The following is a 13583-nucleotide window of genomic DNA, read 5'->3' on the forward strand; positions in this document are numbered from 1 at the left end:
AACACAGCAGGGGGAACCATGGCAAAAGCGAGCAGCACAGGAGTCAGGCCGACCATCCGCATGGTGGCCGAACTGGCGGGCGTCTCCACGGCCACGGTTTCCTACGTGCTGTCGGGTCGCCGCGGTGATGGCGGACCAGGAGTGTCGGATCCGACGGCGGAAAAGGTCAAGGCCGCTGCGGAGCGGCTTGGCTACCGCCCCAACCAGGCGGCCCGGGCCATCCGGACGGGACGCACGAATACCGTGATCCTGTCATTGACCATGCTGTCCGATCCGTGGTCGTTGTCCGTCATTGAGGCTGTTCAGAAGGCGGCAGTCCCGCACGGCGTCACACCGATGATCCTGGGTGACGCCGATTGGGTCAAAGTCCTGGGTACTCATAATGCCGATGCTGTGTTCGTGGATGCGGTCCGTCCTGATCAGCGGGAAGCCCTGCGCAAGCTCGCCGAGCACGGCACCACGCTGGTGGTCTTTGACGAAGAGGTACAAGCGGACGGCTTCGATGTCATCCGTTCCATCGCCGGACCCGGCTGCCGCATGGCCGTGGAGCATCTGCTCCACGGCCACCGGAGGATTGCCTGCCTGACCCCGGCAACTGCAGCGGGCACCTCTGGCGGGACCAGGTACCGGGCCTACTCGGATGCCTTGGCCGCGGCGAAGATCCAGGAACGGGACGACTACGTTGGCCTGTTCGACGGCACCAGCGCGGGGGCATACGCGGCGGCAACGCGACTGTTGAGCCTGCCGGACCGTCCCACCGCCATCTATGCCACCACGGACTACGCAGCAGTAAGTGCCATCAACGCAGCCCAGCGCCTGGGCCTCGCCGTGGGCACCGACGTGGACATCATCGGTGTGGGCAACACCGTGGAGGGCGAACGGATGTCACCGTCACTGAGCACCGTGGGCCCTGTTGACTTCTTCGACAAACTCGCCCGGCTGCTCCTACGGCGGGCAACAGGTCACCCCGCGCCGGAGTCACCCGGCGTCCTCGACTTCCCCTGGCACTTGTTCGTGCGAGAATCGGCGCCGCACCGCAGCGCTGCAACCAAGCTTTACTAGGAATCAGCAGAAGGAAATTGCACATCATGGAAAAGGATTTGAAGGTCGGCATCGTGGGTTTCGGCCTGCGTTCAGGGTTGTGGAAGCACGCCCACAAGCCGGGCCAAGGCTCCGAGGTCACTGTTGTTTGTGACCTCAGCGAACGTGGCCGGGGAGACGCCGCTGAGCGCATCCCGTCGGCCCGCGTCACAGGGGATCTTGAGGAGCTGCTGAGCAGCGGGATCGACGCCGTCCTGGTCCTGACCCCCGATAACCAGCACGCCGCCGTCGCTGTCCGAACGCTCAAGGCGGGCATCCCCACCTTCTGCGAAAAGCCACTGGACATCACAGTGGAGGCTGCGGACCTGATCCTGAAGACGGCCTACGAGACCGGGACGCGTTTGTACGTGGGCCACAACATGCGCCACATGCCTGTGGTGGTCCAGATGCGCCAACTGATCGAGGACGGCAGGATCGGCGACGTCAAAGCGGTCTGGTGCCGCCACTTTGTGGGGCACGGGGGAGATTATTACTTCAAGGACTGGCACGCCCAGCGCGCCAACGTCACGTCCCTTCTCCTCCAAAAAGGTGCCCACGACATCGACGTGATCCACTGGCTGGCGGGCGGATACACCAAGCGGGTTGCCGCCGTCGGAGATCTTGCCGTCTACGGCGACGTGGCCAACCGCAGCAACAACGCCGGCAAGCGCATGGGGGACTGGTTCTCCATGGACAACTGGCCGCCCACCGAGCAGAAGGACCTGGCGGAGGTGATCGACGTCGAGGACATTTCCATGATGAACATGGTGCTGGATAACGGTGTCCTGGCCAGCTACCAGCAGTGCCACTTCACGCCGGACTACTGGCGGAACTACACCGTCATCGGCACCAAGGGCCGGATCGAGAACCTTGGCGATGGACCGGGGGAAACCATCAACGTGTGGACCAGCCGGACGTCCGGCTATGCGGCTCCGGACGAGGTCATCACCATTCAGGACGGTGAAGGTGGCCACGGCGGAGCGGATCCTCGGTTGATCGAGGAATTCCTGCGCTTTGCCTCCGACGGCGGCCAGACCCAGACAAGCCCGATTGCAGCGCGACAGGCGGTTGTGGCCGGCATCCTCGCGGCAGAATCCCTACGCGGTGACGGCTCGGCCCGCGAGGTACCGGAGCTCCCGGCCGAACTGGTGGAGTACTTCGACGCCGGCCAGCCCGCCCTCGTCCGCGACGGACCCAAGTAGGTCGCACTTAAGCGCGTTTTGGGCGCTCAAAACGCGCTCTGCTGCTACCTAGTTGGGTGAGCGTGGGCTCGATAGTTCGACAAGCTCGGTCATGACGGTTTGAAGTGACTCGCAAACCGTCATGACCGATTTTCGCTTCAGTGTCTCCGGCCGGGCCAGGATGTCGATCTTGCGCACCGAATTCACTCCCGACAGCGGACGCAGCACCACTCCCGCGTCCAGCACGCGGCGTGCCGTGAACCGCGGCAACAGCCCGATCGCGCCACCGGCAGACACCAGCGCCGCCACCGTCGAATAGTCGTTAATGCGGTGCAGTACCTCTGCCGGTCGTCCACTCACAGCAACGACGGCGGCAAGGACGTCTGCAGGGGAGTAGCCGTCGCGGCTGGTCACCCAGGATTCACCCACGACGTCGGACGGCTCCAGTTCGCGCCGGGATGCCAGCGGGTGATCCGCGGGGAGCGCAACGTCCAGAGGCTCATCGGCGAGTGGAATCACCGCTACCTTGTCTTCCGGCCAGGACGGGCTGTTGTCCATGCGGTGTGCCAAAACGAGGTCGTACCGTGCGGCCAACCCCGGGAAATCCTCCTGGGCCACATCCTCATCGGAGAGGCGCAGGCGAGGCGACTTCCCGCCGTCGGACGCCAACAGTGCCGCCAAAGGCGCAAACAGCGCCTGGCCCGCGCTGTGAAAAGCGCTGACGCTCACCGGCGCGTCCGGAGCGTCGTGATAGGCGCCGATCGCGGCCCGCGCGTCTGCCATGGCGTTCACGACGGCGGCACCCGCCTCTGCCAGGACGCGGCCCGCATCCGTGAGCACCAGAGCGCGGCCTTCTTTGCGCGTCAACGGCACGTCCACGGATTTCTGTAGCAGTGCGAGCTGTTGTGAAACTGCCGACGGAGTCACCATCAAAGTCTCAGCGACAGCCTTCACGCTTCCCAGGTCTCCGAGTTCGCGAAGCATCTGCAACTGATGAATTTCCATTAGCAAATACTAAATCGTTGATTGAGAAGATTCTAGTTGTGCTAAATCATGAGTGGAGCTCTAATGGATTGAGCAGCAGTGAAGCAGCCCCGGCAGTGAGGAATTCCATGAAGGCTCTCTACAAATCCGGACCCCACGCAGGGTTCGAACTCGTCGAACGTCCAGAGCCCCAAGCGGGCCCCAGCGACGTCAAGATCCGTGTGATGACCACCGGTATCTGCGGCACCGACCTCCACATCCAGAGCTGGGACGCCTGGGCGCAGGGCATCATCGAAACGCCCCTCATTGCCGGCCACGAGTTCTATGGCGAAGTAGTGGAAATCGGTGAGGATGTCCGTGACGTCAAGGTAGGGGACAAGGTCTCCGGCGAAGGCCACGTGGTGTGCGGAATCTGCCGCAACTGCCGTGCTGGACGTCGCCAGATGTGCATCCACACCGTCTCCGTCGGCGTGCAGCGCGATGGCGCTTTTGCTGAATACGTCGTCATCCCGGAAACCAATGTCTGGGTCCACCACGACGAGTCAGTTACCCCTGAGCTCGGCGCCATCTTCGACCCCTTCGGCAATGCCGTCCACACCGCACTGAGCTTCCCGCTGGTCGGCGAAGACGTGCTCATCACCGGTGCCGGGCCCATCGGCCTGATGGCCATCGCCGTCGCCCGACACGCAGGTGCCCGCAAGATCGCGATTACGGACGTGTCCGCACCGCGCCTGGAGCTGGCTCGCCAGATGGGCGTGGACCTTGCAGTCGACGTTTCAAAGATGCGCGTTCGCGAGGCGCAGCAGGAACTGGGCATGCGCGAAGGCTTCGACATCGGACTGGAAATGTCGGGACACCCCACGGCACTGCCTGAGATGATCGACAACATGAACCACGGCGGCCGCATCGCCATGCTTGGCCTACCCAGCCAGTCCATCGACATTGATTGGGGCAAGGTAGTGACCCACATGCTCACGCTTAAGGGCATCTACGGCCGTGAAATGTTCGAGACCTGGTACGCCATGAGTGCCATGCTGTCCTCCAACCCCGTGCTGCACCGCAGCATCTCCGCCGTCGTCACAGACAAACTGTCCGCAGCCGACTGGGAAAAGGGCTTCGAAATTGCCCGCAACGGAACCGGCGGCAAAGTGGTCCTCGACTGGACCGAACTGTAACCGGAACGCACTGCCAACGGATCCCCAAAGACTTTAGGAGCACCATGTACTCAGCCATCAAAGACCAGCTGCAGGGCGAACTGGAAGAGATCCGCAGCGCCGGACTCTTCAAGACAGAACGCCACATCGATTCCCCGCAGGCCAGCCACATCACGGCGGGCCAGCTCGGCGAGCCGGCCAACAAGGTCCTGAACTTCTGCGCCAACAACTACCTGGGCCTGGCCGACCACCCGGACATCATCGCCGCCGCCAAGTCAGCGATGGACGAGCGCGGCTTCGGTATGGCGTCCGTGCGCTTCATTTGCGGAACCCAGGACCTTCACCTGGAGCTTGAGAACCGCGTCTCCAAGTTCCTGGGAACTGAGGACACCATCCTCTTCTCCAGCTGCTTCGACGCCAACGGTGGCGTGTTCGAGTCACTCTTCGGTCCTGAAGACGCCATCATCTCCGACTCCCTGAACCACGCGTCCATCATCGACGGCATCCGCCTGAGCAAGGCCACGCGCTTCCGCTACGCCAACCAGGACATGGCAGACCTCGAAGCCAAACTGGTTGAGGCCGAGGGCTCCCGCCGGAAGATCATCGTCACGGACGGCGTCTTCTCCATGGACGGGTACCTCGCTCCGCTTGAGGCCATCTGCGACCTCGCCGAGAAGCATGACGCCTTGGTCATGGTGGACGACTCCCACGCCGTCGGCTTCATGGGCGCCACCGGCGCCGGCACCCCTGAGCACGCCGGCGTTTCCGAGCGCGTAGACATCTACACCGGCACCTTCGGCAAGGCTCTCGGCGGCGCCTCGGGTGGTTACGTTTCCGGCCGCGGCGAAATTGTGGCGATGCTCCGTCAAAAGGCGCGCCCGTACCTGTTCTCCAACTCGCTTGCCCCGGCCATCGTTGCGGCAACCATCAAAGCGATCGAACTCGTGCAGGAGTCCGGCGAACTCCGTACCCGCCTGTTCGAGAACGCAGCGCTGTTCCGTCGCCGCATGAGCGAAGAAGGCTTCGAACTCCTCGACGGCGAACACGCCATCATCCCCGTGATGTTCGGCGATGCCGTGGTTGCGGCAAAGGTTGCCGACGAAATGCTCAACAACGGCGTTTTCGTGACAGCCTTCAGCTTCCCTGTGGTGCCGAAGGGTGTGGCCCGCATCCGCGTGCAGCTCTCCGCTGCGCACAGCGCGGACGACGTCGAAGCGTGCGTTCAGGCGTTCGTCAAGAGTCGCGCCGCGGTCGCCTAAGCAACGCTCGCTCACATCGCGCGGGTTTGGGGCGGACCGTCTCTCACGTCCCTCGGGTTTGGGGCGGACCGTCTCTCACGTCCCTGGGGTTTGGGGCGAACCTTCTCTCACTTTCTTGACGAAAGTGAGCGAGCGTTCGGCTGAAGGGCTTGGGATGTGAGAGAGCGTCCGGTCTGTCAGGATGGAGCCATGGCTTCGAACTATGACGTGGTAATCGTTGGCGGCGGCATTGGCGGACTCTCGTTGGCCGCAGCGCTGGCAGGCAAGTGCACTGTGGCCCTTGTCGAGGCCGAGCAGTCCTTGGCTTTCCACACTTCCTCCCGCTCTGCCCGGCAATTGATCCCCAGCTACGGTCCGGCCGTGGTCCAGGATCTGACCATCCACACCCTCGAAGTGCTGGCCGCCCGGGACGCGGAGGCAACAACGCCCATCCTCACACCCCGTGGCTTCATGCTGGTGGGCGACGAAGAAACGGTACAGGCCGAGGCCAGCGGCAATATGCACACCATTACCCACGACGAGGCGATGAAGCTGTGCCCGGCACTGAAGCCCGCATCGTTCACAGCAGCAGGACTGGATAACGGCTCTTTCGGCTGCAACGCGCCCCTGCTTCTCGAGGAGCACCGCCGGACGGCGGAATCTGCGGGCGTGGACATCATCACCGGGGCCAAAGTGCACTCAGCGCAGCGGCTGGGGATCGGCTGGCAGCTGGGCGCGGGTACGGAGGGTTTCCAGTCCGGCGTCGTGGTTAACGCAGCAGGTGCCTGGGCGGACGAGTTGGCTGTCATCAGCGGTGTGGAGAAGCTGGGACTGCAGCCGTACCGCCGGACTGCGGCGATTGTGAACGTTGAGAATCCATTGTCGCCGGAAACGCCCATGGTGTGTGCCGCTGATGACTCGTTCTACTTCCGCGCTGAGGGCAACCAGGTGTTGATTTCGCCGTCGGAAACAGTGCCCAGCGGAGCCGAGGACGCCAAACCCTATGCCGGGGACGTGGAGGCATTGATCGGCAAACTCAACACGGTCACTTCCCTTGGAATCCGCTCCGTGGACCGTGCCTGGACGGGACTCAGGACAGAAGCGGCGGACGGAATCCCGGTAGTGGGTTTCGACGCCGAAGCGCCAGGTTTCTTCTGGCTCGCCGGTCAAGGGGGCTACGGTTTCCAAACATCCTCCGCCATTGCCGAGCTGGCCGCAGCGCTGATCCTTGGCGAGGTGAAGGAGCACAGTCCGGAATCCCGGACAGCGGAGCAGCTTGCGGCCGTACGCTGGTCCATCCGACGCTGAACAATAGGGGCATGAGCGGAATCACGAGCGGGAACAAAAGCAGCACCGTCATTACCAACATCGGCGAACTGATGACCCAGGACCTGGAGCGTCGGGTCCTGAAGGATGCCGCCATCGTGATCGAAGGCGAACGGATTTCATGGATCGGCACTGCCAAAGACGCCCCGTCCGCTGACGAAAGGATCGACGCCGAAGGCCGCGCCGTCCTGCCCGGCTGGGTTGACTCGCACTCGCACCTCGTCTTCGCAGGTGACCGCACCGCCGAGTTCGAGGCCCGCATGGCCGGCGAAAGCTACAGCGCAGGCGGGATCGCCGTCACCACGGGTGCCACGCGCAGCGTCAGCGACGACGAACTTACCCGCCTCGTGCGGGACCGTGTAGCCGAAGCCGTCTCGCAAGGAACCACGTACTTGGAGAGCAAGACCGGCTACGGGCTGGACGTGGAGAACGAGGCCCGCAGCGCCCGCATCGCAGCAGCCGAAGTGGACGAGGTCACCTATCTGGGCGCGCATCTGGTTCCGAACGGCTCCGATCCTGAGGAGTATACGGACCTGGTGTGTGGCCCCATGCTGGAAGCCGTCCTGCCGCATGTCCGCTGGGCTGACGTCTTCTGCGAGCGGGGTGCGTTCACGGAGGATCAGTCGCGTCGGGTCCTCACTGCTGCCCGCAACGCCGGGCTGGGCCTCAGGGTACACGGCAATCAGCTGGGGGAGGGCCCGGGGGTGGCGCTGGCTGTTGAGTTTGCGGCGGCGAGCGTGGACCACGTCAACTATCTCTCGGAAAAGGACATCGCGGTGCTCGCGGAAACGTGGGAAAGCTGGGACCCGGCCAGTGGCACGGGCAATCGCGGTACCGTCGCAACCTGCCTTCCTGCTTGTGATCTGTCCACCCGGCAGCCCCTGGCGCCAGGCCGTGAATTGATCGACGCCGGCGTTCAAATCGCCCTTGCGGCCAACTGCAACCCGGGGACCTCGTACACCAGCTCCCTGGCCTTCTGCGTCACCACGGCTGTGCTTCAGATGCACCTGAGCGTTCATGAAGCCGTCCGTGCGGCGACGTACGGCGGCGCTTTGGCGCTGGGCCGTGAGGCCGGGAACGACGTCGACGGCGAGCGGGCGGTGGGTTCGCTCGCCGTCGGACATCGCGCAGATTTGCACATGCTGAAGGCTCCGTCGGCCACGCATCTGGCGTACCGTCCGGGGATTCCGTTGACTCATTCGGTGTGGCGGGCCGGCGTCCGGGCTGTCTGAGGACAAGTTAAGAACAAGAAAGAGGGGCTGCGTTCCAGTTGGAACGCAGCCCTTCTTTTTCGGGTTTCGCGCTCCCCGCCGATGACGCGCAGTTACTGAACAGTCTTTGCACTCGGATGATCCTTGTGAGATCGAAAATGATCGTTTAGTGTTTCTATAGATCAGAAAACGTCATTAAGCTGAGCGGGAGCGGAACACACGATGAGCGAGAACACACTGGGTGCCTTTATGGAAGAAGAGCTGGTTTCCCAACCCGAGGTTTGGCAGCGCGCCGTGGAGCAGGCCCGTACGGAGCAGCTGCTTCCAGCGGACGGCAAGCGCATTGCCGTGATCGGCTGTGGCACATCGTGGTTCATGGCCCAGAGCTACGCCGCTGCCCGCGAATCCGCCGGTAAGGGGGTCACGGATGCGTTCGCCGCGTCGGAGGCTTTCCTGAACAGCAACAGCGCCGATCGCCAGTACGACGCCGTTGTGGCCATCACCCGGTCGGGTACCACCACTGAGGTGCTCGAGATTCTGGCTGAGTTGAAGGGGATTGTCCCCACCGTGGCCATCATCGGTGACACCTCCTCACCGATCGTCGATCGGGCAGACGCCGTGGTGGGCCTCCACTACGCCGATGAGCGCTCCGTGGTGCAGACCCGCTTCGCCACCACGGCGCTGGTCTACATGCTGACCAGCCTTGGCATCGATGTGCAGCAGGCAATCGAGGATGCCCGTGACGCAGTGACGGCAGAGGTCTCCCAGGAACTCCTGGACGCCGAGCAATTCACCTTCCTCGGCACCGGCTGGACGGTTGGGCTGGCCCACGAAGCCGGCTTGAAAATGCGCGAAGCCGTGCAGGGTTGGACCGAGTCATACCCTGCCATGGAATACCGCCACGGCCCCATCTCCATCGCTGCCCCCGGCCGGGTCACCTGGCTGTTCGGAACCCAGCCCGAGGGTTTGGACAGCGACATGGCCGTCACCGGCGCCCTTTACATCCACACGGATAAGCACCCCCTGGCCGAACTGGCACGTGTCCACAAAGTCACCTTGGAGCGTGCACGCGTCCGTGGGCTGAATCCGGACCTGCCCCGCAACTTGACGCGTTCCGTTATTCTCGACGCCTCGGCCTAGGCAGTCGATCATGGTTCTCGGAGCCGCAGAATCACCGGTCCTGTCTTTCGACGTTGGCGGGACGGACATCAAGGCTGGTTTGGTGGACGCCCGTGGAACCGTTCTGGGCATGCGCCGCGTCCCTACGCCGTTGGATCCGGCCCGCCCCGGCGAAGCGGTCCTGGACAGGCTAGCTGGGCTTAAAGCCGAGTTGGCCTCGGAGTTTCCGGAAGCCCCCGCCAAGGCAGCAGGCATCATCGTCCCCGGAATCGTGGACTCCGTGGCCGGTGTGGGTGTCTACTCCGCCAATCTTGGATGGCGCAACTTCCCGTTTAAAGCCGAAGCCGAAAGGCGGCTCGGCATCCCCGTCGCGTTCGATCATGATGTCCGTTCCGCTGCAGCTGTGGAACACAGCTTTGGCGGTTCCAAAGAGTTCAACGATGTTGTGGTGATGGTGGTGGGAACCGGCATTGCTGCAGCTGTGTTCTCGGGCGGCAAGGCCGTTACCGCAGGGGGATTCGCCGGAGAACTCGGCCACGCCCAGGTCCCGGACCCCGACGCCGGGCCGGACGCCACAGGCTCCACCATCCTGGAAGCAGTGGGCTCAGCAGGCGCAATTGCCAAGCGTTACCACCGGGCATCGGGCACCAGCGTGAACGGTGCCCGCGACGTCCTGCTCAAGGCCAGCGCGGGAGATGCGGTGGCCGCACGTGTTTGGGCCGATGCCGTTGATGCCCTGGCCTTCACTATCTGCCAGTGCGTGAACATCATGGGAACAGAAGCCGTGGTGATCGGCGGAGGCCTCGCTGAAGCGGGCGACGAGCTGCTCGAGCCACTCCGTAAGCGGGTTGACGCCATCCTGGACTTCCAGCGCAGGCCCCATCTCATCCGCGCGCAACTGGGGCAGGACGCCGGCTTGCTCGGCGCGGCACTGAACGCCCGGGCACTATTGGGAGGCACACGATGAAGCGAGCCAACGTGAACCGCATTATTACCGTCACTCCCAACCCGGCCATCGACATGACCTACACCGTCCACGGAATCACCGAGGGCTCCAGCCACCGGGTACCCACGCCCTTGAGCCGTGCGGGAGGCAAAGGCATCAACGTAGCCCGTGTCACTCACCAGTTGGGGTACCCCGTGCTCGCCATTGCCCCCACCGGCGGTGCGGCAGGGCAGACCCTCGCAGCTGAACTATGGACCAGCGGCGTGCCGCACACCCTGGTGGGAGTCGCAGCTGAAACCCGCCGCAGCATCGCGCTGGTGGACACCGTTGCAGGGGAAACGTCCATCTTCAACGAGGAGGGCCAGGCCCTTCTGCCGGATGACTGGCGCTCACTGCGGATCGCCGTAGTGGAGGCCGTGAGCGGGAACCGAAACCTGCCGGCCTCCGTCCTGGTCGGTTCGGGAAGCCTGCCGCCGGGCGCTCCCGCGGACTTCTACCCGGAACTGGTGCGCCTGGCCCACGACGCCGGTATCCCGGCGATCATCGACACCTCCGGTCCCGGGATCATCGCTGCGGCCAAAGCCGGCGCCGACATCCTCAAACCAAACCATCACGAGCTGGCCGAAGCAACGGGCGAGTCCAGTCTTGAAGCAGCCGCCCTCGCCCTGATCGACATGGGTGCCCGCACGGTCCTCGTCAGCGCCGGCGCGGACGGCATGCTCGCCTTCGACCACGCCGCCCCGGGCGGCTATTGGAGCGCCCGCTTACCGGAAGCGCTCAGCGGCAACCCCACAGGGGCAGGCGACGCCGGTGTGGCGGCTGCCGCCGTCGCACTCGCCGAAGGCATCACCGAGCCCCGCGAAATCCTTCGCCGGGCCACCGCATGGTCGGCCGCGGCCGTGCTCATGCCTGCCGCAGGTGAAATTTCGCCGCGGTACCAGGAACTCCAGGACCAATTGATCGTGACATGGAAGGAGACCCGGTGACCCTGGTCAACACTCGGGAACTCATGGACAGGGCCGCCGACGCGGGAACAGGCCAAGGTGCGTTCAACATTATCCACATCGAAACTGCCGAAGGCCTGGTGGCAGGGGCCGAAGCGGCCGGCGTCCCACTGATTCTGCAGATTTCCGAGAACTGCGCCAAGTACCACGGCGGATTCGAACCCATCGCTTCGGCAGCCCTGGCAATCGCGCGCTCCGCCGCTGTACCCGTTGCCCTTCACCTGGACCACGCAGAATCCGAAGACCTCGCGATCGCCGCCGTGGACCTTGGTTTCGGTTCCGTCATGTACGACGGCGCGCACCTGCCGTACGAATGGAATGTGGAAGTCACGCAGCGGGTGGCAAAGTATGCCCACGAGCGGGGTGTCTACGTGGAAGCCGAGCTTGGAAAAGTGGGTGGCAAGGACGGAGCCCACGCTCCCGGTGTCCGAACAGACCCCGGCGAGGCCCACTCATTCGTTGAGGCAACCGGCGTGGACGCGCTCGCCGTTGCTGTCGGCTCATCCCACGCCATGACCGAACGCAGCGCCGCGCTGGACCTGCACCTCATCACCAGACTGAAGACCGCGGTGGGAAAACCACTGGTCCTCCACGGCTCCTCCGGTGTGACAGATGACATGCTCATAGCCGCTATCCGTTCGGGTATGACTAAGATCAACGTGTCCACACATTTGAACGGGTTCTTTACCCGCGCCGTCCGTGAGTACCTCGATGCCAACCCTGCAGTGGTGGATTCCCGGAAATACGTCAAGGCCGGCCGGGATGCCCTTGTGCTGGAGTCCGCACGTATGCTGACTCTGTTCGCCAAAGCGAATTAGCTGGAAACCCGCGAAAGGCTCGTCATGACCCGCACCGATCGGCTCACTGCCATACTCGACCTCCTGGCCGAGTCCGGCCATGTGGAAGTCGAGGACATCGTGACCCGCCTGGGCGTCTCACCTGCCACGGCCCGCAGGGATCTCGACAGTCTTGCCAAGCAGCGGCTGCTCAGCCGCACCCGCGGCGGCGCCACCACTGGTTCCGTGGCCTATGACCTCCCAGGGCGCTACAACAGGGACGACCACGCCGTGGCCAAGCAGGAAATCGCTCTGGCGGCGTCTGCGCTGATCCGTCCCGGTGCTGTGATCGGGCTCAGCGGTGGAACAACCAACACCGCCTTGGCTCAACTGCTGTCCACCCGCGAGGACCTCAACGCGCCGTCCCACACGCCCACGCTGACGGTGGTGACCAACGCGATCAACATCGCCTCGCAGCTTGCGGTCCGGCCGAACATCAAGATCATGGTCACCGGTGGCATCCTCAACCCGCGATCCTATGAGCTGGTGGGTCCCTACACAGACGTCATCATGCAAAAAGTCGCCCTCGATATTGCGTTCATCGGCGTCAACGGCGTCGACCCGGACCTCGGGCCCACCATCACCGACGAAGGCGAAGCCATGGTCAACACGGTGATGGCACGCCGGGCCACCGAGTCCTATGTGGTTGCCGACTCTTCCAAAGTGGGCCGCCGCTCCTTTGCCGCCATGGCAGGCTACGACTTCAGGCACCTCATCACGGACTCCGGCATCAGCGCCGAACATAAAGCTGCGTTCGAGGCCAAGGGCACCGAAGTCATCGTCGCACCCGCCGGCTGACACCCGCCGGCTGAGCTGGAAAGGCTAGAAGCGCATCCTCGGTGCGTGCAGCACTGAGTCGTCTACCTCCCGGGGCACCCACTGGCTGAACGGTATATCCAGGCTGTACTGGTCGTCGTCGTTCTTGATCAGGGTCCGAAGCTCGGCGTTGTCCGGGTTGTTGAGCGACTCGAAGTACTCCACCGTCCAGTGGAACCATCGCATGCAGAAAAGGCGCATGGTCAGCCCGTGCGTGACCAGGAGCGTGTTTGGTGCGTAAGTAGGCTTCTGCCAGTGCCGGTACAGCGTCTCCATGAAGGATGACACCCGATCATAAACGTCCGAACCGGACTCGCCCTCGCGGAACCGATAGAAGAAATGGCCGTAGAGGTTGCGCAGTTCCTTTTGGTCCTCGATCTCCCCGGCGATCTGGAAGTTGGCCCAGTCCTGCTCGCGAAGCCGGGGTTCCTCAATCACCCGCTCGATCAGGGGATCGAGGTTCATGGCTTCGAGGGTCTGGTACGCGCGCAAGTAGGGGGAGACGTAGACGCAGACCTGTTCTCCATCGAGCTTGCGGCGCAGGTCCTCCCCGGCAATCCGTGCCTCCTCCACTCCGCGCTCCGTCAGCGGGATCCGGTAGTCCGGCACACGGTTGTAGATGGACGTGTCGGCATTCGCGGCAGACTGGCCATGCCGGATCATGAAGATTCTCTCAGGGGCACCCATC

13 protein-coding genes are annotated in these 13583 nt (G+C 63.8%); 11 read left to right on the forward strand and 2 right to left on the reverse strand.

The window, feature by feature from the left end; all coding sequences use genetic code 11:
* Positions 1-18: 18 nt before the first annotated feature.
* Both AC6CH8_RS02635 and AC6CH8_RS02640 read left to right on the forward strand, forming a co-directional pair.
* Positions 19-1062, forward strand: coding sequence for a LacI family DNA-binding transcriptional regulator (locus AC6CH8_RS02635; protein ID WP_498188547.1), 1044 nt, complete (start codon positions 19-21; stop codon positions 1060-1062).
* A 17-nt stretch (positions 1063-1079) separates the two neighbouring features.
* Positions 1080-2282, forward strand: a complete 1203-nt coding sequence (locus AC6CH8_RS02640) for a Gfo/Idh/MocA family protein (protein ID WP_498188548.1) — start codon at positions 1080-1082, stop codon at positions 2280-2282.
* A gap of 48 nt (positions 2283-2330) precedes the next feature.
* On the opposite strand, the gene AC6CH8_RS02645 is transcribed toward AC6CH8_RS02640, so the two are convergent.
* Positions 2331-3266, reverse strand: a complete 936-nt coding sequence (locus tag AC6CH8_RS02645; protein WP_498188549.1) for a LysR family transcriptional regulator — start codon at positions 3264-3266, stop codon at positions 2331-2333.
* A 107-nt stretch (positions 3267-3373) separates the two neighbouring features.
* Between AC6CH8_RS02645 and tdh the strand changes: the two genes are divergently transcribed.
* The 9 genes from tdh (at position 3374) to AC6CH8_RS02690 (ending at position 12877) form a co-directional block, all read left to right on the forward strand.
* The gene (gene tdh / locus AC6CH8_RS02650) at positions 3374-4420 is read left to right on the forward strand and encodes an L-threonine 3-dehydrogenase (RefSeq protein ID WP_454810122.1); all 1047 of its coding nucleotides are present in this window, start codon (positions 3374-3376) and stop codon (positions 4418-4420) included.
* A 44-nt stretch (positions 4421-4464) separates the two neighbouring features.
* Positions 4465-5658, forward strand: a complete 1194-nt coding sequence (locus AC6CH8_RS02655; protein WP_498188550.1) for a glycine C-acetyltransferase — start codon at positions 4465-4467, stop codon at positions 5656-5658.
* A gap of 189 nt (positions 5659-5847) precedes the next feature.
* On the forward strand, positions 5848-6945 hold the full coding sequence (locus tag AC6CH8_RS02660) for an NAD(P)/FAD-dependent oxidoreductase (protein ID WP_498188551.1): 1098 nt from the start codon (positions 5848-5850) through the stop codon (positions 6943-6945).
* 11 nt (positions 6946-6956) lie between these two features.
* Positions 6957-8195, forward strand: a complete 1239-nt coding sequence (gene hutI / locus AC6CH8_RS02665) for an imidazolonepropionase (RefSeq protein WP_498188552.1) — start codon at positions 6957-6959, stop codon at positions 8193-8195.
* Between the two features lie 201 nt (positions 8196-8396).
* Complete coding sequence (locus tag AC6CH8_RS02670) at positions 8397-9314, forward strand: SIS domain-containing protein (RefSeq protein ID WP_498188553.1); 918 nt, start codon at positions 8397-8399, stop codon at positions 9312-9314.
* Between the two features lie 10 nt (positions 9315-9324).
* Positions 9325-10260, forward strand: a complete 936-nt coding sequence (locus AC6CH8_RS02675; RefSeq protein WP_498188554.1) for an ROK family protein — start codon at positions 9325-9327, stop codon at positions 10258-10260.
* Positions 10257-11225, forward strand: a complete 969-nt coding sequence (locus tag AC6CH8_RS02680) for a 1-phosphofructokinase family hexose kinase (RefSeq protein ID WP_017199380.1) — start codon at positions 10257-10259, stop codon at positions 11223-11225. Before AC6CH8_RS02675 ends, AC6CH8_RS02680 begins: the two co-directional genes overlap by 4 nt.
* Complete coding sequence (locus tag AC6CH8_RS02685) at positions 11207-12061, forward strand: class II fructose-bisphosphate aldolase (protein WP_498188555.1); 855 nt, start codon at positions 11207-11209, stop codon at positions 12059-12061. Before AC6CH8_RS02680 ends, AC6CH8_RS02685 begins: the two co-directional genes overlap by 19 nt.
* A gap of 24 nt (positions 12062-12085) precedes the next feature.
* Positions 12086-12877, forward strand: coding sequence for a DeoR/GlpR family DNA-binding transcription regulator (locus AC6CH8_RS02690; RefSeq protein WP_178996457.1), 792 nt, complete (start codon positions 12086-12088; stop codon positions 12875-12877).
* A gap of 24 nt (positions 12878-12901) precedes the next feature.
* Here AC6CH8_RS02690 and AC6CH8_RS02695 read toward each other — a convergent pair whose 3' ends face one another.
* A complete protein-coding gene (locus AC6CH8_RS02695) occupies positions 12902-13582 on the reverse strand; it encodes a histidine phosphatase family protein (RefSeq protein WP_498188556.1) in 681 nt (226 codons plus the stop codon).
* Position 13583 lies beyond the last annotated feature (1 nt).

The organism is Paenarthrobacter sp. GQ52 (assembly GCF_059759005.1).

Excerpts from the sequence above, each read along its gene's own strand:
- AC6CH8_RS02660 (WP_498188551.1), top strand. The coding sequence starts at position 5,848 with ATGGCTTCGAACTATGACGTGGTAATCGTTGGCGGCGGCATTGGCGGA.
- AC6CH8_RS02675 (WP_498188554.1), top strand. The coding sequence starts at position 9,325 with ATGGTTCTCGGAGCCGCAGAATCACCGGTCCTGTCTTTCGACGTTGGC.
- tdh (WP_454810122.1), top strand. The coding sequence starts at position 3,374 with ATGAAGGCTCTCTACAAATCCGGACCCCACGCAGGGTTCGAACTCGTC.
- AC6CH8_RS02635 (WP_498188547.1), top strand. The coding sequence starts at position 19 with ATGGCAAAAGCGAGCAGCACAGGAGTCAGGCCGACCATCCGCATGGTG.
- hutI (WP_498188552.1), top strand. The coding sequence starts at position 6,957 with ATGAGCGGAATCACGAGCGGGAACAAAAGCAGCACCGTCATTACCAAC.
- AC6CH8_RS02670 (WP_498188553.1), top strand. The coding sequence starts at position 8,397 with ATGAGCGAGAACACACTGGGTGCCTTTATGGAAGAAGAGCTGGTTTCC.
- AC6CH8_RS02685 (WP_498188555.1), top strand. The coding sequence starts at position 11,207 with ATGGAAGGAGACCCGGTGACCCTGGTCAACACTCGGGAACTCATGGAC.
- AC6CH8_RS02680 (WP_017199380.1), top strand. The coding sequence starts at position 10,257 with ATGAAGCGAGCCAACGTGAACCGCATTATTACCGTCACTCCCAACCCG.
- AC6CH8_RS02695 (WP_498188556.1), bottom strand. The coding sequence starts at position 13,582 with ATGGGTGCCCCTGAGAGAATCTTCATGATCCGGCATGGCCAGTCTGCC.
- AC6CH8_RS02655 (WP_498188550.1), top strand. The coding sequence starts at position 4,465 with ATGTACTCAGCCATCAAAGACCAGCTGCAGGGCGAACTGGAAGAGATC.
- AC6CH8_RS02690 (WP_178996457.1), top strand. The coding sequence starts at position 12,086 with ATGACCCGCACCGATCGGCTCACTGCCATACTCGACCTCCTGGCCGAG.
- AC6CH8_RS02645 (WP_498188549.1), bottom strand. The coding sequence starts at position 3,266 with ATGGAAATTCATCAGTTGCAGATGCTTCGCGAACTCGGAGACCTGGGA.